This is a genomic window from Devosia sp., from assembly GCF_025809055.1.
In the GTDB taxonomy this organism is placed as follows: Bacteria; Pseudomonadota; Alphaproteobacteria; order Rhizobiales; family Devosiaceae; genus Devosia.
Genome location: NZ_CP075529.1, coordinates 19358 through 39383, shown reverse-complemented (window position 1 = coordinate 39383; position 20026 = coordinate 19358). Strand labels below are relative to the sequence as shown.

Genomic DNA, 20026 nt, shown 5'->3' with positions numbered 1-20026 from the left:
TTCCTTTTCGCGGAATGCGCGTGAGATCACGCCGCGCCGGGAACGACGCTCCAATTGCCGTTCTGCTCGCGGCAGGCGGTGCCCTTCTTCACATAGTCCGTACCGTTGACCTTCACGGTATGGGTGAAATCGCGGCAATCGAGATTGTTCACGCGTACATAGGGGCCGACAGCGACCGATCCGGTGGTGCCGTTGTCACCGGCCCACTGGCGCGGCGCGCCGGGACGGCCGAACTGCAGGGCGTAGAACTGGGCCGAATTGGCTTCGTTGGAATCCTTGGCCGACATCAGCGACAGCGCGGCCGTATCGACGAAACCCTGCGATACGCTGGTTGTCAGGCGCGCCTGTTGCACGTTCTGGGCGGAAGTGGGAACCATGGGCTGTGCCACGACGGGCTGGGTCACCACAGGAGCGGTTGCCACCTGGGTCGTTCCGGTGCTGGAGCAGCCCGCAAGCGCCAAGGCTGTGAGCGGGATGGCAAGGAGCGAAAGACGATTCATCGAAACATGGCCTCTTCGTGTGCTTATCGGGTTCATGTTGGCGCAATACGGCGAAAGTGCGTCAGGTTGCATTTGGCCTGGCAAGACCGCCGAGTCGCGCCGTGGGTAGCCGCAATTCCACCAAAAGCCCGCCAAGTGCGGACCTTTTCAACTCCAGGCTTCCTCCATAGACATCGACCAGTTCCTTGACGATATCCAGTCCAAGTCCGGTTCCAGGTGTTTTCTCATCGAGTCTGACACCGCGACGCAACACTTTCTGGGCGTCTTCCTCGCTCAGGCCCGGGCCATTGTCGTCGATGCGCATGAGCAGTTGCGTGCCCTTGGCGCCGCGCTCGCTCGACAGCCGCACCCCCACCTGGCCCTTGGACCACTTGCAGGCATTGTCGAGCAGGTTGCCCGCCATCTCTTCGAGATCCGCCTCGTCGCCCCGGAACCAGTGCAGCGAGGCATCGGGGCGCTGGAAGGCGATCGTCACATCGGGGTGGATCTTCCGCATCACCCGGGTCAGGCGCAACATCACCATGGTGGCGTCGGCCTTCTTGCCGATCACCGAGGTGCGCGCCGCCAGCCGGGCCCGCTCGAGGTAGGTCGAGACCATGGTGCTCATCTTGTCCGTTTCGGACGAGACGATGTCGGCCAGCGCTCCCTTGCGATTGCGCGCCTCGTTGCGCAGCACGGCGATCGGCGTCTTCAGCCCATGGGCGAGGTTGCCGACCTGGTTGCGGGCGCGCTCAATGATCTGGGTATTGGAGCGCATGAGCTCGTTGACCTCTTCGGCCAGCGGCGCCAGTTCGGTGGGATAGGTGCCCGACACTTCGGCGCTGTCGCCTTCGCGCACCGCTTCAATGGCCTCGCTCAGCCGCGAAATCGGGCGCATGGCGATCCGCGCCACGATGGCGCTCATCACCGCCAGCATGGCCCCGACGGCGCCCAGCACGATAAAGGCCTGGCCACGGAAATCGTCCACCAGTTCGAGGATTTCGGTGAGATTGCCCGAAACGGTGATGCGATAGGATTGCTGGGCGAGCGTCACCGTGCGCTCGACCATGCGCAACTGCGTTCCGAACGGGTCATTGATGATCTCGGTGCTCCGCCCCAGGGCATCGGCGGCTGCACCGACGGCCGGCAGGTCAATGCCCACGACGGAGGTCGAGAGGTTGACCATGTCGCCGTCGATGTCGCGGATGATCCAGTACCATCCCGAGCGCGGGCGCTCGAAGCGGGGGTCGGCGAGCTGGATATCGGGGTCGCGCGGGTCGCCCGTTTCAAGCAGCGCGCCGGCCAGGCTCTCGACGTGGAAATCCAGCGTCTGGGTCAGCGTGGTGTCGAGCGCGCGCGAATAAAGGTCGGTCAGCAGAAACCCGGTGGTGACCAGCGCCACCACCAGCCAGCCGACAGTCAGCCAGAAAAGCGAGGCGGCGATGGATCCCTTGCGCAGCATGGCAAGTCCCCTACCCGGATCAGTCGCCCCCTTTGCCTCCACGCTGGCGCCTGCTAGTCGCCGACGATCTGGTAGCCCAGCCCGCGCACGGTCTGGATGCAGTCGTCGGGCAGCTTCTTGCGCAGGCGGCCGACGAACACCTCGATGGTGTTGCTGTCGCGGTCGAAATCCTGATCGTAGAGGTGCTCGGTCAACTCGGTGCGGGAAATGACCTTGCCCTTGTGATGCATGAGATAGCTCAGCAGCCGAAGCTCATGGCTGGTCAGTTTGACCGACTGGCCATCCACGGTCACCCGGCCCGATCGCGCATCGAGACGGACGGCGCCACAGACGATTTCGTTGCTGGCGTGTCCTGCCGCCCGGCGCACCAGGGCGCGCACCCGCGCCAGGACTTCTTCCATGTGGAAGGGCTTGGCCACATAGTCGTCGGCACCGGCATCGATCCCCTGGACCTTGTCGCTCCAGCGATCGCGAGCCGTCAGCAGCAGCACCGGGGTCGACTTGCCGGCGCGCCGCCACTCTTCCAGGACCGACAGGCCGTCCATCTGCGGCAGGCCGATGTCGAGGATGATCGTGTCATAGGGCTCGGTGTCGCCGAGGAAATGGCCTTCCTCGCCATCGAAGGCGACGTCGACCGCATAGCCGGCCTCGGTCAGCGCATCCTTGAGCTGACGGTTGAGGTTGGTATCGTCTTCAACAACAAGAATACGCATTGCCGGTCCCCCACCAGGACAAAGTCACTGGGCGTTCAATACCAGATTCTCGGCCTGGCCGTCTTGGGTCAACACGCCAATCATATAGACCAGCGCGCCCCCTTGATCGCAGACCTGCACGCTGAGGATTTCGGCGCTGGCATCGACGCCGGCCGAAGCCAGCACGGCGTCGAGCGACATGATCTCGCCAGCGGCCACGGCCTGCTGGATTTCCTGCTTGTCCATGCAGGCCTGGGCCTTTGCGCCGGTGGTCCCGGACAATGCAAGCGCCAGGGCCAGGGCCATGGCAACAGCGGCAGAAGGTTTGGGGGCGTTCGTTTTCATGGTGCCATCATTAGCCGCCGGTAGCTGAATGGGACATGAATGCGGCAGCCGCCCCATTGTTTCCACAAGTAATGTGACTAGGCCTTGGCGATATCGCCCTTGAGCCCACGGCGCAGGAAAATGATGGCCAGGGCTTCGAGCACCAGATTACCGGCGGTTCCGCCGTCCAGGCTCGGCAGGTCGATGCCCAGAATCTGCGCGAGACCGGCCAGAAGCATCAATCCGGCAGCAATATAGGTCTTGTAGCCCGAAAGTATGTCCATGAGAGATTCTCCTTTTTTGGACGCTTGGGAATGTGGAGTTGCGGCCAGCGCTGCGGCGCGAACCTGCGCCACCCGGCTGGACCAGCCCCGCCCGAAGACCGAAAAGGTCGAGAGCCCGCGCAGAAAGCCCAGCCGCCGGTCACAGAGCGCGTTGATCGTCGCCCCGGTGTCGGCGCGCCGGGCGGCATCGAGCGTCAATGGCCCGACCTGCCCGTCCACCATGACATTCAGCGTGGCCTGCAGCTGGCGAATGGCCCGGTCCGGTCCGGAATTGACCGCAAAGTCGAAGACGGCGAGATCGAGCCCGGCCGGCAGGTGCCCGGCCCTACACGGGGTCCAGTAGAGCGCACGATAGATGCGCGCCGCCTCTGTTCGCGTCAGCCGCTGCACTTCAGATTTCGGCAGATCCCACCAGGGTGAAACCTTGCGCCAGCGCGCCAGGGTCTTGTGGGTGATCCCCAGATTCGTCGCTCCGCCCGGATCGCTGGGATGATCAACATATCCACCCTCGTGCTTCAGCACGGCGGCCAGGCACAGATCGAACCGGGCTTCAGTCATTGAACGCTCCTGAGCTGACATGCCCGGCGCCGATGGCGGCGCTGATCTGGGCAATTTCATAGGTGAAACCGGTGGCTGGCCCGCCGAAGTCGGTGGTCTGTAGCGCCGCGCTATAGATCGCCGTGGTCACACCCGCATTGATGGTGCGCTTGAGCACGCCACCACTGCGGATGCGTAGCCGCCAGGCTTCGGGCGCGTGCTCGAGATCGGGTTCGGCCATGCCCCAGTCATTGCTGTCGGCGCGGCTGCGACGCACCCAGTCGAACTGGATCGACCCATTCGACAGCCGCGTCGTCCGCAGGTGTGCTGGCGGCAAGGGCAGCGCCGGCGCCGCACCCAGGGTCACGCTCAGCGGCGAACCATCGGCATCGGTCGAACCGGCATAGCTGCGCAAGGCGAGGCTTGATCCGATCCGCCCCGGCTCCACCAGAAGGCTCACCACCCGGTCGTCGAGCACCATGACCCGCCGTCCCGCCGCCACCGGCCCGATGGCCGGCTCGGTGCCATTAAGGCCGCGCAACAGGCGGCGGAGGTGATAGCGGCGCGGCACCACGAGGTCGGCCTCGGCAAAACCGATCACCTCCCAAACGCCCGCGTCGGTTTCCACTGCAATCCGGTTGCTGCCGGACAAAGCTGCCTCGGGCGTCACATCGGCCAGATGTCCCCAATGCAGCGTCACGTCCAGCACGGCTGTCTGGTCCCACAAAGCTGCCGGTCCGGGCGCCAGCGCCGCCATGGTCGTGCCGGTGACGGCGGGGCGGAACAGATCCGCCACCTGCGCCCCGGTTACTGTATCGGTCAGCCGGACATGCCCTGGCCAGGGACGGGCATAGGCGCCGATGGCCAACCGGCTGCGGCTGGGATTGTCGGGTGCCGCAGGCAAATGCGCCACCACCAGATGTGGCGGAATCGCCGGCGACGGGGCCGAGCCACCCGCGCTCCGCCGCGTCACACCCACGGCAATCGAGCGGTCCACGGGCACCGAGCGCGCCACGATCCGCCGCGTCAGGCCGTCGCGAATTTCGGTGATTTCGTATGGCGCTTCACCGGCCCCCTCGACCACGATCCGGTCGCCGGGCTCGAGGTCCACACGGTTGAGGGGGAGCGAAAATTCGAGGCGGTCCCTGCTCCCGGCCTGTCCGTGCAGCAGCCGCTCCGCCACCTGCCGCGTGCCCGCCGGATCGAGCACGACGGGCATCGCCTCGACCACCAGCGGCCCATCCCCGGACCGCTGCGCCAGGACCGCGGTGGACTGATAGTCCCGCTCCCGGTCGATGACACTGAGCGCCAGGCGCGCCGGCACTTCCGCGCTGTCGTCGCGCCGTTGCGACAATTGCGGCTCGTCCTGAGCCGCAAGGCCCGCTGCCTCGATCTGCGTCGGCGTGCCCTTGGCCGCCGCCTGCGCCAGGAGGGCCCCGGCTTCGGCCCTAACGGTCTGTCGGGTCATGTCCAGCACCGGGACGATGGCGTCACGCGCCGTGCCCGGTCCGGAAACGAGATAGCCGCCGATCAGCGGCGCAACTGCCTGCGCCGCGACCGCGCAACCGTGGTCAGCCGCCATTGCACTGACCAGCTCGTCGCTGGCCAGCGCCCCGAGCCGCCCGGTCAGCCAGTGCCCGGTATGGTGATTGGGACCGTCCGACCACACATCGGTCTGTGCCGGAAAAGCGGGATAGGGCCGCGCATCCCAGGTCCAGCAATAGATGCGCTCAAGGTCGACCATGCCGGGCGGATTGAGCGCAGGATCGGCCCAGTGCCGGAAATGCGCGCGCAGGAACTGCCGCTGCACCAGGGCGTCGGATTGCCCGGAGGAGAAATAGGGCCGCCCACCCTCGGCGCTCTTGTCGTCACCAAAGATATTGGGCTGGTTGCTGGCCTTGTCGACCGCGCCGCACCCCAGTTCGGTCATCCAGATCGGCTTGCTCTCCGGCACCCATGCCGTTGGCGATGCCGACCGCACACCGCCGGGCCGGTTGTAGTGCGGCTCCGACCAGAACGAGACGAGGTCCTTGTACCGCCAGATCCAGTGCTCCCCATGGCCCCCATCGACGATGGGCGAGCGCACCTGCCCAGCGCGATGGGCGTCGCTGGCATAGTACCAGTCAAAGCCCTCGCCCCCGGCAATATTGCTGGCAAGATAGTCGATATCGTGCGGCCCGCCCTGCCCCGCATCGGTGTGGTCCAGGCCATCCCGCCAATCGCTGAGGGGCATGTAGTTGTCGATGCCGATGGCGTCGATTTCGGGCGATGCCCAGAGCGGATCGAGGTGAAAATACTTGGCCCCGGCTGGCTGGTAGCCCGAATATTCGCTCCAGTCGGCGGCATAGGTCAGCTTGGTGCTGGACCCGACAATGGCCCTGACGTCCTCGGCCAGGCTCACCAGCGCATCCACGAAGGGAAAGCTGTGCCCGGGGCCGCGCACCGTGGTCATGCCGCGCATTTCCGAGCCGATGAGGTAGGTATCCACCCCGCCCGCGGTCACGGCCAGTCCGGCATAGTGCAGGATCATGTCGCGATATCCGGGCACGAAGGCGGCCACCTGGCTCGCCGCCCCGGCGCCCTGGTCGGGACTGCCCCCGACCCCCGGCGCCGGGTGGCAGGTGATGCGCCCCCGCCAGGGATAACTGCCCTGCTCGCTGCCGCCATAGGGGTCCGGCAACCCGTTGCCGCCCGGCACGTCCATCTGCATCAGCGGATAGAGCGTTACCTTGAGCCCGCGCGCCTTGAGATCGGCAATGGCGGCCAGCACGGCATTGTCCGAGGGCGTGCCCCCGAAAGCCGGCCCGCCGCCATGGCTTGAAACCGTCGCCGCAGCTGCACGGTCGATCCCGGCCACGCTCCAGCTCGTGCCTTCCACAGTGCGCTGGCTCGCCTCGACGCGCGGCGTAATGGTACAATGGCCACACCGCAAGTCGCTGCCAAACCAGCTGACCACCAGCGCCACATGCTTGAGGTTGGGGCACAGCGCCACCAGTTCGTCGATCGACCAGGTCCAGTCGCTCACCCCGGGCACCAGATGCGCGTTCTCGCTCACCGCCTCGCCCGGCCCGACCACGCGCAGCCTTGGGGTGGGGTCATAGCCGAACTCACTGGCGCCGGGGATGACGGTGATCGCGCGGATGTCGGGCTCGAGCGTGCCCACCACGCGGCACAATTCGGCGGTGATCTGGGGAATGCGATTGCCGAAGCGGCTGAGCGGCAGGTTCTCGACCACGAGATAGCAGAGGCCGCGATAGGCCGGTGCATTGTCGCCGCCCTGGGTGGCCTCGATCAGGCTGTCGGGCAATTGCCCCTCATCGCCGCCATAAAAGCGCAGCGTCAGCCCGCGCGTATCGAGCAATTGCCCATCGGCCCAGATGCGCCCAAGCCGGGCTACAGGTCCCTCGCAGAAGCCGATGGCGAAGCTGGCGCCCACCTCGTCCTCGCTGGCGCTGCCCATGCCCTTGGACCCGGAGGTTTCTCCCCCAAGGCGCTCCAGTTCGCGCGCCCAGATGATGTTGCCGGAAAGCCGTCCCCAGCCATAAAGGCGAGGCACCGGAATGCCCTCGCTCGATCCGGTGAGCCGAAGGTCGGCGGCGCGGCTGGTCTGCTCGCCCCCGAACAACATGCCGTCTATGGCGCTGCCCGCCAACGCGCCAAGGGCCCGCCCGATGGTGGCGCCGAACGGCCCGCCAAGCAGCGCCCCGGCAAATTGCCCGGCGACCGAAAGTGCCAAAGTGGCCATGTCTGAAAATCCTTGTCTGCCCCGTCAGGGGAAGCGATAGCGACCGCTGATCCGCCGGGCCCAGGCCGCGGTCAGATTGGCCTCCACCACGCCCAGATGTTCCTGGGCATGAATGAAGCGCACCGGCGAAATCAGGATGGCGCAATGGCGCGGCTCATCCAGCCCGCCCAGGGTGAAGAGCAGCACCTGCCCGGCCGCCAGTTCGCCACTTTCAGCCACCAGCAGCGCCTCGGCCGCATCCCGCAGCGCACCCTTGTTTTCGGGGTCGCGCAACCCGGCTCTATAAGGCGGCACCGCCATGGGCTCGCTGCCATAAAGCGTGCGCCACACCCCGCGCAGCAGGCCAAGGCAATCGCAGCCCGCCCCCAGCGTCGCAGCGCGATGCCGGTACGGCGTTCCCAGCCAGGCCCGCGCCGCTGCGACAACCCGCTCGTCGGTCATGGCACCACCGCCCGCCCGTCGAGCGCGTCGCCGGGCCGGGGGTGCCGCAGCACAAAATCGCTGCCCGGAATATGCGGAAAGCCGCGAAAATTGACGCCGTTGTCGAAGCGCTCGCGACAGGTGGAGAACCGCCGGTCGCAACCTGCATGAACCAGCAGCGCATCGCCCTCGGCCACCCATTCGCCGACCCGCTGCTCGAAGACCACGATATCTGTGCCCCCGGCCCGCTCATGGCCGACCACCGCGTCGCGCAGTCCGTTGCGGCCCCCGCTGGTCCACACGGCGTGTCCCAGGGAGAACCAGCCGGCGGCAAATCCCCCGATCCCCGATAGCTCCAGCCGGTAGGGATCGAGAATGGCACCGACGATGGCTGTGCCCCGGTACTGCGACTGGTTGAGATTGATGCCGCAGCGGGCGTCGCCCAAATCCGCGTCGCACAGACCATGATAGTGGCGCCCGCGCGTGACATTCAGCGCCTGCTGCGGCGAGCGCAATTCTGCCCGGAACAGGCCGTCCTCACGCACGATGGCGCCGATCGTGTCCACCCGCAGCAGCATGGCCTGGCTGGGTGTCCTCCAGTTGACCAGCCAGCTCTCGACCCGGGCGCCGTCATAGCGTCCCTGGGCAATATCGCTCTCGGCGATGCTGGCGCTGTCGAGAATGCCCAGCACCTCGCCTGTTTCGACCTGCGCCCCGAGGCGGCTGGGCACTTCGGCGGCGTCGAAGCCGGCCGTCGGCGCACATATGGTGCCCGAAACCGTCAGGGGCCGGTCGTGGTCGGTGAAGCCGAGTATGGCCCCGTCCTCCCGAACTATGCGCCAGCAGCGCGCCAGCGTGGTTTCGCCCTGCGCCAGATGCGCGGCAAGGCCGCTCGGTACCGATTTCATGGCACGATCTCCACCAGCGGAATTGCGGGCACTTCGGCGCCGTCGAAGCCAGAGAGCTCGATATCGAGCCGGTCGGTGTCGAACCGCACCGGCACGTCGAACAAAAAACCGGCCGTCACCGCCACGCCGTTGCCCGGCGCGGTGCTGAAACTGACGATTCCCGTGGTCACGTCCACGCTCCAACCGGACAAGGCCTCCACCCCATCGCGCGCCACCCGCACGCTGCCGGATACCGGCTTGGCAATGGTCCGCAGATAGGGGTCGAACGCGGCCCCGTAGCGCTTGGTCAGCTGGAACTGCTGACGCGATCCATTGCCCGTGCCGATATCCTGGTCGGTCGGCGTCGGCGCTCCCGATCCAGACACATGGTCCAGTCCATCGCGCCACAGGAAACCATGCAGGCGCCCCCGTCGCTCCTCGAAAAAGGCCAGCACCGCCTGCATGTCGGCCCGCGATTTCACGCCATAGCCGGCATTGTAGCGCCGGCGCGATTGCGCCCAGCGGCCATTGCGCTTTTCGGCACCATTGGCGAGCGTGACGATATCGGTCTTGCGCTCCGGCCCGCCCCGCGCCCCCAGCGCGATATCGAGCGGGAAGCGCACGTGATGAAATGCCATCCTGGTCTGCCCCTAATTGCCGCGTGTGCCGCGCCGGACGGCGCGCAACAGCATGGCGCTGACTTCCGCTTCGCTGGTGGCAAAGCTGCGCGCATCGCTTGCCGTCACGTTGAACGTCACATTGACCGGGCCTGCCCCGGCCGCCGCCGGATTGAGACCGCCCGCGAGCGGGGCCGCCGGTGCCGCGTCGCCCGCACCGATGCCTCCGGCCATGGCCGCCATGGGCGCATAGGCCAGGGCGGCAAGACCCGCCGGTGCGGCCAGGGTCGCCGCCGGCGTGTCCAGCGCGGCCCGCGCCGGCAGGAAGGCCGGTGCCGCAACAGCGGTGGCCCCGGCAAAGGGTGTCACCCCGCCCAGGGCCGGATTGGTCGCGGTGAACAGGGTTTCGATAAATCCACCGACCAGCCCTTCCAAGGGTTTCAGGGCCGCACGCAGGGCGATATCGGCCAGCGAGCCGGCAATATCCCCCAGCACCGACTGGAAAGACTTGCCATCGAGAATGGCGCCCCTGAAGGCGCGGCTCATGGCCCGCGCCACCCCATCGGCCAGTTCGCCGATCCGCTTGAGCTCGATGGACACATCGCTCATTTCCGCGCGAAAGCCGTCGTCGAACAGGTCATCGCTCATCGGGAAACTGCTCCATCAGCTTGTCGAGCCCGCTCCGGCTCAGCGGCACGCCGCCCTCGCCGACGACGGCGCCCCAGGCGGCCGCCAGTTCGCGGGGCGTCATCCGCCAGAAGGCACTTGGCTCGAGGCGCAGCACGCCCAGCCCAAAGCGCATGGCGTTTTTCCATGGAAATGGCGTCATTCGGCATCCCCGAATGTCGCCCGCAGCAGCCGCACGGCGATCTCCGCGGCGCCGCGCAACCCGCCTTCAACGCTCATGCGCGCCAGTTCGTCGTCGCTCACCTCATGGCCGCCCCCGCGCAGGCCGGCGCCCAGGATGGCCGTGAGGTCCCGCGCCGCGATCCGCCCGCTGGCGAACCGCTCCGCAAGCCCCACCAGATCCCCGGCGCCCAGCCGGGATTCGAGCTCCGCCAGCGCCCCGAGCGTCAGGCAGAGCGTGCGTGTCTCCCCACCGATTTCGGCGGCGATTTCTCCGCGATGGATATTGGTCATGGCGCCCTCAAGCTGCGGTGAAGGTGATTTCCCCGGCGCTTTCCAGCGCCAGCTCGAACGTCACCTCGCCTGCGTGGTCGGCTGAAAATTCCAGCCCGACGATCTGGAAAGGCCCCTGGATGGTGCCGAAATTGGGCAGGATCAGCTGCCAGTTGCGGATGGTGCCGCCAAAGAACAGCGTGCGGATATTGGCGTCCGAGCTCTGGTCCTTGAACACGCCGGATCCCGCGACCGAGGCGCGCTTGACGCCGCCACCAGCCAGCAGTTCGCGCCAGCGGCCGGCGCTTTCTTGGTCGGTCGTATCGACGCTGGCGGCATTAAAACTGAGACTGCGCGTGCGCAGGCCCGCCACCGTCAGAAAGCTGCCCGACCCGGTTTGGTCGAGCTTCAAAAGCATGTCCTTGCCACTTTGGGCTGCCATGATCGTCTCCTCAAAAAAACCTATTCGCTGAGGAACCGCAGCGTCACCGCGGCCCTGGCCTGTCCACTCGTCTTGTCGATCACCGTTTCGGTGCTCAGATGCCGCGCAACGCTGATGGTGAGGCCGGCCGGCGCGATGGAAAGGCCCACTGCCACCACCCGTGCCGCCATGGCCAGTGCCGCCTTGCGGCTCGGCTGCGCGCTCCAGCAATGGAGCACCACGCCATGCTCCTGGCCCGGCGCCAGATCGACATCGACGATGCGCATGTCATGCCGGTCGATAACGACATAGGGCGCTGCCCGGCCCTTGGGCGGGGTGTCGAACACGCCATTGGCGCCCACCATGGTCGTGAGCGCGGTATCGGCCAGCAGCGCCTCGACCAGCGCCGTCTGCAGGATCACCATTGGATGCATGGGCTAACCCGTAAAACTGGTTTCGCTGCAACCGCAGCTGAGATAGGCCCGGCGCCCGTTGAGGTCGGTGACGCTCAGCACATCGAGGCTCCGGCCGCGATAGACGATGCGGTCGCCCGGCGACACATCGCTGCGAAAGCGCAGCACCACCGTGTGCGACAGCGCCACCACGCGGCCATCGGCATTGCTGGCCTGGCGGCCGGCATGGCCGCGCACCCGTGCCCACAGATTTGTCACCGGCACGAAGATGTGGTCATGCCCGCCGCTGCCATCCCCAAGACTCTCGCGGCGGCGCAATTGCACCCTGTCTGTGAGGGTGCCAATGGACGGGATCTTCTCGCTCACAGCCGCACCCGCTTATAGGCGGCGACCATGCGGTCGAAGCCGGTCGGCACCACCGCGCCCGACCCGGCCACGATGACGGCGTCGCGATGCTCGTACCAATGTGCCACCAGCCCGAGCAAAGCCTGCCGCAGGTCCGCCGGGACATCGGCCGGCGTCTCGCCATATCCGGCGACATAGTCGATTTCGATGCCGCCCCGCTCCTGCAGGGCCGGCATCCCGACAATCACGCGCGGCACGATGAGCCGATCCAGATCCCGACCGAATTGCCCCAGCGCCAGGTCATGGCTCGCCCCATTCGCGTCGATCGCCGAAATCGCGGTCACCGCATGGAGCGGGGTCACCGGCAGCCTGACCATGCCCGTTTCCGGCCAGTCATCGAGCACCACCCGCCAACTCTGCGTCAGCAGCGCCCGGCCGGTGACACCTTCCACATGCAGCCGCGCGGCGCCGATCAGCGTCGTGATCAGCCCATCCTCGGCCGCCTCGTCGACCTTGAGAAAAGCCTTGGCCTCGGCAAGCGAAACCGGCTCCAGGGCGGGCCCCGCCAGGAGATAGGAGGTCATTGTTGTGTTCCTTGAGTTTGACTGGCCACTGGCCTTCCCCTCTCCCCTTGAGGGAGAGGGTGGATCGCGCGCAGCGCGAGACGGGTGAGGGGTTCTCTCCTCCGCAGAGGAGCGCGTGGTGACACCGCTGACCCCTCATCCGCCCCTTCGGGGCACCTTCTCCCACAAGGGGAGAAGGCCAAGACCCGAGCGCGCCTCAGCTTGCCCCGAACTTCAGCAGCTTGATCGCGTCGAAATCGGCGATGCCGCCACCGACACGCTTGGTGGTGTAGAACAGCACATAGGGCTTGGCGCTGAACGGGTCGCGCAGCACCGAAACGCCCTGGCGGTCGACGATGAGATAGCCGCGCCGGAAGTCCCCGAAGGCAATCGAGAAGCTGTTGGCGGCAATGTTGGGCATGTCCTCGGCTTCCACCAGAGGGAAGCCCATGAAGCTGGCCCGGCCATCGGCCGAAGCCGCCGGCTGCCAGAGGTAGTTGCCGTCCGCATCCTTGAGCTTGCGCAGCGCCCCTTGCGTCTTGCGGTTCATCACCCAATTGGCATTCTGCCGGTAACCGGCCTTCAGCGCATAGACGAGGTCGATGAGGATATCGCTGGGATTGCTGGCCGGCATGGCGCCGGAAACCCCGGTCGCCAGATAGCCCAGGCTCCCCCAGGCCCAGCTGGTTTCGGCCACTTTGGTGCCGGCGAGAAAGCCGCTCGGCTTGTTGGTGCCGTCGCCATTGACGAAAGCCGTGGTTTCCTGCGCCGCGAAGGCCGCGTTGACCTCGTCGGCAATCCACTGGCCCACATCAACGGCCGCGTCGTCGAGAAAGGCCGAAGTGGCCGCCGGCATGGCATAGAGCTCGGTGGTCGGATAGCTCAGTTCTGCCAGCACCTGGCTGTCGGTGGTCGGGCGGCTCGCCGTCTCGCCGACCCAGCCGGTCTGCGGACCGCTCACCGTGATCGGCCGCTTATAGACCGAGCCCGATACCTGCCGCACCCCGGCAATGGCGCGGATCGGCGAGACATGGGTCATCAGCCGGGTGATTTCCGTCTCGACCTCGGCCGGTACCACATAGCCGCCATCGGCCGGAACGCCGATCGACAGGGCCTTTTCCTCGCCGCGCTTCACATAGGCGGAGAAGGCCTCCTTGTATTCGCCATCGGCGATCTGCCCCTTGCCTTCGATGGCCGGGCGGGCCCGCTCGGCCTTGGCGCGGTCCAGCGCCGCCTTCTGCCCGTCGAGCACGGCATTGAGCCGTTCGAGCTTGCCTTCGAGCAGGCCATCGGCGCTGCCGCGCTTTTCGATCTCGCCCAGGCGCTGGTCATTGGTGCGCTTGAACTCCTCGAAAGCCGTCGAGAAGTCAGCAAACAGCGCGGCAATATCAGTCCCCGCGCCGGCCTTGGTTTCAAGGCCGTCGTCAATCCGATCCATGTCGGTATCCTTCTATCGGTTGCGGATAGTCTTGGTGGCGGCGGCAATGGCCGCGCCGGCGGTGAGGGGGGCGGCGATGCGCGCGTCCTCCATCATCGGAAAGGTCACGATCGAGATTTCGTAGAGGTCGATTTCAGAAAGGCGCCGATGCCCGCTGCCCGCCTCGCGGCTGGCCTTCACCGTGCGGAAGCCGATGGACAAGCCATCGAGCGCCCGGTTCTCGATCAGGCGCCGCAGCGCCTCGGCGCGCGGCACCCCGGGCACCAGCCGCCCGGTCACGAACAGGCCGTACGTGTCCTCGACAATACTGTCCCAGGTGCCGACCGGCTCCTTGGGGTCATGCTGAAACAGCAGCCTGATGCGCCCGCGCCTTTTGGCCAGGCTCTTGGCGAAGGCCCCCGGCAGAACGATATCGCCGCCGCTGTCGAGCCGGTTGAAGACGCTGGCATAGCCGGCAAACCGGCCCTCCGCGTCGATGGGAATGGACATCATCAGCGCTTGGCCCCGCCCGTGCGCGGCTTGGGCGCCGTGCGCTGCTTGTCGGCCAGCGTTCCCGCCAGGTTCCAGGCAAATTGCCGGAACGTCTGCTGCGCGCTTTCCCGATTGTGCTTGTCTGCCATGAGCTTAGTCCTCTTTGCGAAAAAGACGATTCAGGGCGGCGATCTCCCGCACGAAGTCGTTGAAGTGTCGGTTGACCTTGGCCATTTCCCGCAGGCTCCACACGAGCAAGGCGCTCGCACCGCTGGCCCAGAGAAACAGCGCCAGATGCGCCAGATCGCCACGCTCGATGATGGTGGTGGTGAGACTGTCCATGGGACCCTCCGGGCAATAAAAAGCCCGCCGAAGGCGGGCTTGACTGACGTCAGTCTGATTGATGTGAACTGCTCAGGTCCAGGATTGCGCCAGCCGCACCAAACTCTCCGCTACGGAGCTCGTCCGTTCAAACACTCTCGGAGGCCTGCCTCTGAGTGCAGCGATTTCCGAAAGCGCTTGCCCCACTTCCTCGCGAGACCCCGGCTTCCCCAAAAGCTCAATCAATGCTGGAATGTGATCGTCATATTCAGATAGCGAGGCGGGATTCTCCCGCTCGTCGATCCCTTCCAGTTCCACGAGCAGAATGAGCGATACAGCCCGCAGCCGCTGCGCTCGCCTGACGATTTCTTCCTTGCCGGGCAGCAAACGCGCCTCAAAGTAGTCTTCGTGATCCAGACCCAACCGGATTTCATCCTCAGTTAGTCTTGAGTCAGGATATTCAGGGTTTGACCCCATGCGGCGGTCCAGCCCAATTGCAACCTGACGCTGTTCGGGTGGAAGTTCTGCGGTCGAAACGATGGTACACGCCTGGTCGTCTTCAATCCTTTTGCCGTCACCATCTCGACCGAACCTGAAGTTCGCCTGATTGAAGATGTTACGAGCCAAAAGAGTCGTATCGTCGGCGCTATAAACGAACAAAAAATCCGGCCGCCCGTTCTCCCTGAGCCCGAATATGAAGTCCCCAACCGTGACCGAGCTTAGGTCCCATGCCCTTGATGACATCTGTGCCCTTCCGCCGCGCGATGATCATGGCCCCTTGGGGCCGATCGAGAACAAATCGAAGGCTTCGCTCGCCACGTCGATCAGATAACGTTCATCAGCTCGCCATCTGAATTTGGGCATGAACAGAAATTCCGGCGCCCCACTTGGTTGGCCGAGCGCCCACATATCGCTGAGATTCATCGGCGAGACTGAGTCTGCGGTATAGCCGGGAACGAAACCGGCCACTATCGACCCACGCTCATCCACGAAGCTCGATATGAATGTCAGCGCAAACGCATCGCCCGGATCGCGCGGCCGGAAAATGACCCTTTGCTGATCGAGCAATTCAGCCGCTCGAACCGTGGCAGAAATATTGGCTATGCGCAGCATCACAGGGTTCCATCATATGGAGGGGCCTTGATCGTCGGCGGACAAATCTTCGATGCATCAATCTCCCGCGTCAACTGGCGTCCGAGCATGTCCAGATAGATGCAGTGCCGAACAAGACCGTAGTCACCAAGACCTACCCTTTGCGTTTGAAGTACTGCCGCCAAGGCGACTTTGACCTTCGGACCGGTCGGTATGCGGCCGTCAGGGATCCACTGCCCACCTTCGCGAGTCCCTTTCGGCGCCCTTGGCTGATCCGGACGGTAGCGCCGTTCCAGCAGCGCCACCAGCACATCCAGCTTCAGCGACAGGGTCGCCAGCCTGATCTCGGACCCAAGCGCCTTCAGCATGTGCCGGTCAATTCGTCCCATTACGTACTTCCCCGTCCCATCATCGAGCGCAGCTCAAAAGGCCCTCGCCGCTCGCAGCGAGCGCACCGCTGGCCCAGAGAAACAGCGCCAGATGTGCCAGGTCGCCACGCTCGATGATGGTGGTGGTGAGACTGTCCATGGGACCCTCCGGGCAATAAAGAAGCCCCCGTAAGGGGGCCGAAAGCAGTCAATTTCTGCGCATCCCGAACGCGATGGCGGCCTCAGGCGGAAGTGAATCTCAATCCGTGATCAGCAAATGCTCGACAGGCAGATCGCCGATCCGCCGCAGGGCTTCCTCGCTTGACGCCCATACGCCCGGATTCTCCTCCACCGCCCGCCCATGCCAATATTTCGCCTCACGCACCCGCCCCATCGCCTCGTAGCATTCTGCGATGCTCATGCCGAGATAGCCGGCATCCAGCGAAGGGTCGCCATCGGCCATGAACAGATAGATTTCCAGCGCGTCCTGCCAGCGGCCAAGATCCTTGAGCCTGCTGGCCGATCGCTCGAACCGGTTGAAATCGTAGGGCATGGTCAGTTCAACTCCGGCTTCACTTGAGAATAATGTGGTGGTTAACGCCACCATATTCGAGATTGATGCGAGGCGTTTGATTGCCAAGATATCGGCCGGGCAACAAATCGAAACGCAATATCATTCCATTGGGAAAGATAAACTGCGCTGCGCCTTTTGGGCTTGGTCGCATCACCGCTCCTCACCCGCCCAACCCCACCATCGCCCGCTTCTCCTCGTCACTCAAAAAACCCGCATTGCCCACTCGCTCCCACAGCGCCGCGCGGTCCTCGGCCAGGGCCTCGACCTTCTCGAAATCGGGCACAATCTCCGCGCCTTCGAAGGCCGGGCCGAGCCAGCCGCTCAACTCCTGCGCAACGCGCACCACCAGCGGCACCAGGGTCTGCCGCCACAGCGTGCGATTGGCTTCGGCCATATTGGCATAAGTGTTGTCGCCCGGAATGCCGAGCAGCATGGGCGGCACGCCGAAGGCCAACGCAATGTCCCGCGCGGCGGCATTGCGCGCCTCGATGAAATCCATGTCGCGCGGGCTCATGGCCAGCGCCTTCCAGTCGAGCCCGCCATCGAGCACCATCGGCCGGCCGGCATTGCCGGAGCCCGAAAACTGCTGTTCGAGCTCTTCCTTGAGCCGGTTGAACTGCTCGTCGGTGAGGCTGCCATTGCCGGCCGAATAGACCAGCGCCCCGCTGGGCCGCGCCGCATTGTCGAGCAGCGCCTTGTTCCACTGCGCGCTGGCATTGTGAATGTCGAGGCTGGTCTGCGCCGCCTCGAGCGGCCCCATGCCATAGTGGTCGTCCATGGGGTGAAACAGCGCCATATGCAGCACCGAGGGGATCGGCAGCGCCTCCTGGCTCAGCCGCGTCGCCCGGCCCCCGACCTTGTACTCATAGGCCACCGGCCAGCCGTCGCGCCCGGCGACGACGCTCATCCGGTCGGGCCGCAGCACGAAGAGCGTGCGCACCGCGCCATCGACAATGCCGGCCTGCAGATAGGCATTGCCCGCGGTCTGCAAATAGGCATAGACCGCTTCGAGCAATTCGGGTCCCGATTGCCGTCCGTTGGGCCGCGCCAACAGGTCCGCCAGCGGATGCTCATCCACCGCCTGGCCGTCCAGGCTCACCTTGAGCGGCACGCGGTTGGCCGTCTCGGCAATCAGCCGCACGCAGCGATAGACCACCGGATTGCGCATGAAACCCTGATTGACCAGGCTGGCATAGCCGCGCCCACTCCACTGCGCCGGCCCGAGCTGGCTCAGCGTCAGCATGGTGTGCCCGGCAAAACTCTTGGTTTCATCCGGCGCACCGGTTCGTCCGCCAAACAGGCGGTTGAAGAGATTTGGCATGTTTCAGGTTCCTCTAGGCCGTGTTCTCGCCACAACCACAATGCTGCCCTCGGGCTCGACCCGAGGGCCTGCCTCAACCCGGCGCGACCTGGAAGTAGAGGTCGTCCCATTCCGGATTGACGCCTTCTATCAGCGCGACTTTCCAGTCCCGGCGCCAGTGCTTGATATTATGCTCCCGCTGCATGGCGCTGTAGATGCTCTGGTGTTCTTCGAACCAGACCAGCAGGTGGCATTGGTGTGTCCTGGTGAATCCGGGAACCACATCGCTCCTGTGCTCCCACACCCTGCGAACAAGATTGTTCGTGGCCCCCGCATAGATGGTGCCAAACCTGCGGTTCGCCATGAAATAGACCCAAGCCATGCCGCAATTGGCGCCCGTAGCGGCCCTCGGGTCAAGCCCGAGGGCAGCACCGATCTCGTTGGTCAATCGCGTCCATCACCGCGCACCAATTATCATCTACACCCCCCGCACCCGCGGCCGCATCTCGTTCAGCACCAGTTCCGTCAGCGCCCAGACCAGGGCATCCACGCGGTCCGGCGAATGGCCATCAGCCTTGCCATCGGGCCCGAAACTGCACAATTCGTCCTCGAGTGCCGCCAGTCCCGGCACATGGGCCACCAGCCCCCTCGCATAGAGCGCCGCCACAGGTTCGGCGCGCACCCATTTGCCGCGGCTGGCGCGCACAGTGCGCACCGGCACCGAAGCATCGACCTGCGCCAGCACCTGCCGCACCAGGTCACCGCCCTGGTTGACCTCGACGACGATGCAATCGGCTTCATGCGCGCGATAGGCCGCCACGGCCCGCCGGGCCCATACATCGGGCTTGATGCCCTGCAGCGTTGCGTCTTCCAGCACCACCGCGCCCTGCCCCTGCCGCCCCGCGACCACGACACCGCAGGCATCCGAGCGCGCCGTGCCGGTCACCGGCGGGTCCACCGCAACCACGATCCGGCCATCGGCGCCGCCCGTCGCGGTGCGGAACATCCCACGCTGCCAGAGCGCGTCGAGCCGATCCTCGATCATCTCGCCATCCAGCTCCTGCCGCCCGAGCACGGTGCCGCGATAGCGCGCCACCACGGCATCGAGGAAATTGGGCGCCAGATGCGCCCGGTTTTCGGCAGTGGCCATGGTCACCACCCTCGTCCGCTCGTCCTTGAGCAAGCGTCGCAGCAGCGGCGTCGCGCGGGGCGTCGTCGTTGCCAGTTGGCGCGGATTGTCGCCCAGCCGCAGCCCGAATTGCAGCATGTCCCAGGCCGCTTCGGCATTGGGCCACTTGCCGACTTCGTCGCACCAGGCGGCCGCGAATTGCGGCCCGCGAAACCGTTCCGGGTCCGACGCGGTCAGGATCGTCGCCTCGGTTCCATTGGGCCAGTAGAGCTTGTTATTGCCCTTCAACAGCGGCCGCTCATGGTCGGGATGCACCGCGATGAGGCCGCTTTCGCCGCGCACCATGATGTCGAGCGCCTCGGCCATGGTTTCGCCCACCAGCGCAATGGGGCTGACCTTTTGCTGGGCCAGCTGCCGCACCCATTCGGCGCCGGCCCGTGTCTTGCCCGAGCCGCGCCCGCCCATGAGCAGCCAGGTCGTCCAGTCGCCTTCGGGCGGCAGCTGCTTGGGAAAGGCCCAGTAGTGCCAGAAGAAATAGGCGGCCTCGGCCTCCTTGTCGCTCAGGCTGTCGACCTGGGCCTGCGAGCTAGCGTGCCTTGAACTGATCAAGGCGCTTGACCAGCTTGGCCCGCAGATCGGTCATGTCCCGCTTGCTTGGCGGCTCCACATTGCGTTCGGCGGCCCCCAGCTCGATCAGCTTGTCGAGCGTCTTGACCTGGCTGGCCAGAACGCTGGCCTGTTTGTCGATCGGGCTGTCCATTGCCTGCTCCAGTTCCTTGATCTGTCCTTCGAGCACCCGCAGCATGCGCGCCACCAGCTTGGCGGTCGTGGGCACCCGCATCTTGATGCTGGTCCAGCCCTCGACCTCCCGGCGGTAGCGCAGTTGCGACAAGGTCACGCCGTGGCGTCGGCAGATCACCGTCGGGATGAATTGGCGGCTCTCATATTCGGCGCGGATGACGCCCCAGTCCGGTTGCGCCGGCGGGGCCTCCATGCTGTCGATGTCCATGAGCGAGTTCCGGTTT

Annotated in this window: 28 protein-coding genes; all 28 read right to left on the bottom strand. The window is 65.6% G+C overall.

The window, feature by feature from the left end; genetic code table 11:
• Positions 1-26: 26 nt before the first annotated feature.
• The 28 genes from KIT02_RS00245 to KIT02_RS00110 all read right to left on the bottom strand — a co-directional run bounded on the left by KIT02_RS00245 (position 27) and on the right by KIT02_RS00110 (position 20010).
• Entirely contained in the window at positions 27-500 is a 474-nt protein-coding gene (locus KIT02_RS00245) for an RT0821/Lpp0805 family surface protein (protein WP_297580732.1), read from the bottom strand.
• Between the two features lie 61 nt (positions 501-561).
• Positions 562-1941 (bottom strand): HAMP domain-containing sensor histidine kinase, encoded by a 1380-nt coding sequence (locus KIT02_RS00240; protein WP_297580730.1) that lies wholly within the window; start codon positions 1939-1941, stop codon positions 562-564.
• Between the two features lie 53 nt (positions 1942-1994).
• Positions 1995-2654, bottom strand: coding sequence for a response regulator transcription factor (locus tag KIT02_RS00235; protein ID WP_297580728.1), 660 nt, complete (start codon positions 2652-2654; stop codon positions 1995-1997).
• A gap of 24 nt (positions 2655-2678) precedes the next feature.
• Entirely contained in the window at positions 2679-2978 is a 300-nt protein-coding gene (locus KIT02_RS00230; protein WP_297580726.1) for a hypothetical protein, read from the bottom strand.
• 77 nt (positions 2979-3055) lie between these two features.
• Positions 3056-3799, bottom strand: coding sequence for a glycosyl hydrolase 108 family protein (locus KIT02_RS00225; protein WP_297580724.1), 744 nt, complete (start codon positions 3797-3799; stop codon positions 3056-3058).
• Positions 3792-7523 (bottom strand): glycoside hydrolase/phage tail family protein, encoded by a 3732-nt coding sequence (locus KIT02_RS00220; RefSeq protein WP_297580722.1) that lies wholly within the window; start codon positions 7521-7523, stop codon positions 3792-3794. The genes KIT02_RS00225 and KIT02_RS00220 overlap by 8 nt, the downstream gene beginning before the upstream one ends.
• Positions 7524-7547: 24 nt before the next feature.
• Positions 7548-7964, bottom strand: coding sequence for a hypothetical protein (locus KIT02_RS00215; protein WP_297580720.1), 417 nt, complete (start codon positions 7962-7964; stop codon positions 7548-7550).
• Positions 7961-8851 carry a DUF2163 domain-containing protein gene (locus KIT02_RS00210; protein WP_297580718.1) on the bottom strand — a complete coding sequence of 297 codons (891 nt, stop codon included), beginning with the start codon at positions 8849-8851 and terminating at the stop codon, positions 7961-7963. Before KIT02_RS00210 ends, KIT02_RS00215 begins: the two co-directional genes overlap by 4 nt.
• Positions 8848-9468, bottom strand: a complete 621-nt coding sequence (locus KIT02_RS00205; RefSeq protein ID WP_297580716.1) for a DUF2460 domain-containing protein — start codon at positions 9466-9468, stop codon at positions 8848-8850. Before KIT02_RS00205 ends, KIT02_RS00210 begins: the two co-directional genes overlap by 4 nt.
• A gap of 12 nt (positions 9469-9480) precedes the next feature.
• A complete protein-coding gene (locus KIT02_RS00200; RefSeq protein ID WP_297580714.1) occupies positions 9481-10095 on the bottom strand; it encodes a hypothetical protein in 615 nt (204 codons plus the stop codon).
• Positions 10085-10276, bottom strand: coding sequence for a rcc01693 family protein (locus KIT02_RS00195; protein ID WP_297580712.1), 192 nt, complete (start codon positions 10274-10276; stop codon positions 10085-10087). The genes KIT02_RS00200 and KIT02_RS00195 overlap by 11 nt, the downstream gene beginning before the upstream one ends.
• The gene (locus KIT02_RS00190; RefSeq protein WP_297580710.1) at positions 10273-10587 is read right to left on the bottom strand and encodes a gene transfer agent family protein; all 315 of its coding nucleotides are present in this window, start codon (positions 10585-10587) and stop codon (positions 10273-10275) included. Before KIT02_RS00190 ends, KIT02_RS00195 begins: the two co-directional genes overlap by 4 nt.
• 7 nt (positions 10588-10594) lie before the next feature.
• Positions 10595-11008, bottom strand: coding sequence for a phage major tail protein, TP901-1 family (locus KIT02_RS00185; RefSeq protein WP_297580708.1), 414 nt, complete (start codon positions 11006-11008; stop codon positions 10595-10597).
• Between the two features lie 20 nt (positions 11009-11028).
• Positions 11029-11421 (bottom strand): DUF3168 domain-containing protein, encoded by a 393-nt coding sequence (locus KIT02_RS00180; protein ID WP_297580705.1) that lies wholly within the window; start codon positions 11419-11421, stop codon positions 11029-11031.
• A gap of 3 nt (positions 11422-11424) precedes the next feature.
• Positions 11425-11766, bottom strand: a complete 342-nt coding sequence (locus KIT02_RS00175) for a phage head closure protein (protein WP_297580704.1) — start codon at positions 11764-11766, stop codon at positions 11425-11427.
• Positions 11763-12329 (bottom strand): head-tail connector protein, encoded by a 567-nt coding sequence (locus tag KIT02_RS00170; RefSeq protein WP_297580702.1) that lies wholly within the window; start codon positions 12327-12329, stop codon positions 11763-11765. The genes KIT02_RS00175 and KIT02_RS00170 overlap by 4 nt, the downstream gene beginning before the upstream one ends.
• A gap of 196 nt (positions 12330-12525) precedes the next feature.
• Positions 12526-13746 carry a phage major capsid protein gene (locus tag KIT02_RS00165; protein WP_297580700.1) on the bottom strand — a complete coding sequence of 407 codons (1221 nt, stop codon included), beginning with the start codon at positions 13744-13746 and terminating at the stop codon, positions 12526-12528.
• Between the two features lie 12 nt (positions 13747-13758).
• A complete protein-coding gene (locus KIT02_RS00160; RefSeq protein WP_297580698.1) occupies positions 13759-14238 on the bottom strand; it encodes an HK97 family phage prohead protease in 480 nt (159 codons plus the stop codon).
• Entirely contained in the window at positions 14238-14366 is a 129-nt protein-coding gene (locus KIT02_RS00155; protein ID WP_297580696.1) for a hypothetical protein, read from the bottom strand. The genes KIT02_RS00160 and KIT02_RS00155 overlap by 1 nt, the downstream gene beginning before the upstream one ends.
• A 4-nt stretch (positions 14367-14370) precedes the next feature.
• Entirely contained in the window at positions 14371-14559 is a 189-nt protein-coding gene (locus KIT02_RS00150; protein ID WP_297580694.1) for a hypothetical protein, read from the bottom strand.
• A gap of 72 nt (positions 14560-14631) precedes the next feature.
• A complete protein-coding gene (locus KIT02_RS00145; RefSeq protein WP_297580692.1) occupies positions 14632-15282 on the bottom strand; it encodes a hypothetical protein in 651 nt (216 codons plus the stop codon).
• Between the two features lie 24 nt (positions 15283-15306).
• Positions 15307-15651 (bottom strand): hypothetical protein, encoded by a 345-nt coding sequence (locus KIT02_RS00140; protein ID WP_297580690.1) that lies wholly within the window; start codon positions 15649-15651, stop codon positions 15307-15309.
• The gene (locus KIT02_RS00135; RefSeq protein ID WP_297580687.1) at positions 15651-16019 is read right to left on the bottom strand and encodes a hypothetical protein; all 369 of its coding nucleotides are present in this window, start codon (positions 16017-16019) and stop codon (positions 15651-15653) included. The genes KIT02_RS00140 and KIT02_RS00135 overlap by 1 nt, the downstream gene beginning before the upstream one ends.
• Positions 16020-16257: 238 nt before the next feature.
• Positions 16258-16638 carry a hypothetical protein gene (locus KIT02_RS00130; RefSeq protein WP_297580685.1) on the bottom strand — a complete coding sequence of 127 codons (381 nt, stop codon included), beginning with the start codon at positions 16636-16638 and terminating at the stop codon, positions 16258-16260.
• A 94-nt stretch (positions 16639-16732) separates the two neighbouring features.
• Positions 16733-17893 carry a phage portal protein gene (locus KIT02_RS00125; protein WP_297580683.1) on the bottom strand — a complete coding sequence of 387 codons (1161 nt, stop codon included), beginning with the start codon at positions 17891-17893 and terminating at the stop codon, positions 16733-16735.
• A gap of 73 nt (positions 17894-17966) precedes the next feature.
• A complete protein-coding gene (locus KIT02_RS00120; protein WP_366520572.1) occupies positions 17967-18320 on the bottom strand; it encodes a GIY-YIG nuclease family protein in 354 nt (117 codons plus the stop codon).
• A gap of 30 nt (positions 18321-18350) precedes the next feature.
• Complete coding sequence (locus tag KIT02_RS00115) at positions 18351-19610, bottom strand: terminase family protein (RefSeq protein ID WP_297580681.1); 1260 nt, start codon at positions 19608-19610, stop codon at positions 18351-18353.
• The gene (locus KIT02_RS00110) at positions 19588-20010 is read right to left on the bottom strand and encodes a hypothetical protein (protein ID WP_297580679.1); all 423 of its coding nucleotides are present in this window, start codon (positions 20008-20010) and stop codon (positions 19588-19590) included. The genes KIT02_RS00115 and KIT02_RS00110 overlap by 23 nt, the downstream gene beginning before the upstream one ends.
• Positions 20011-20026 lie beyond the last annotated feature (16 nt).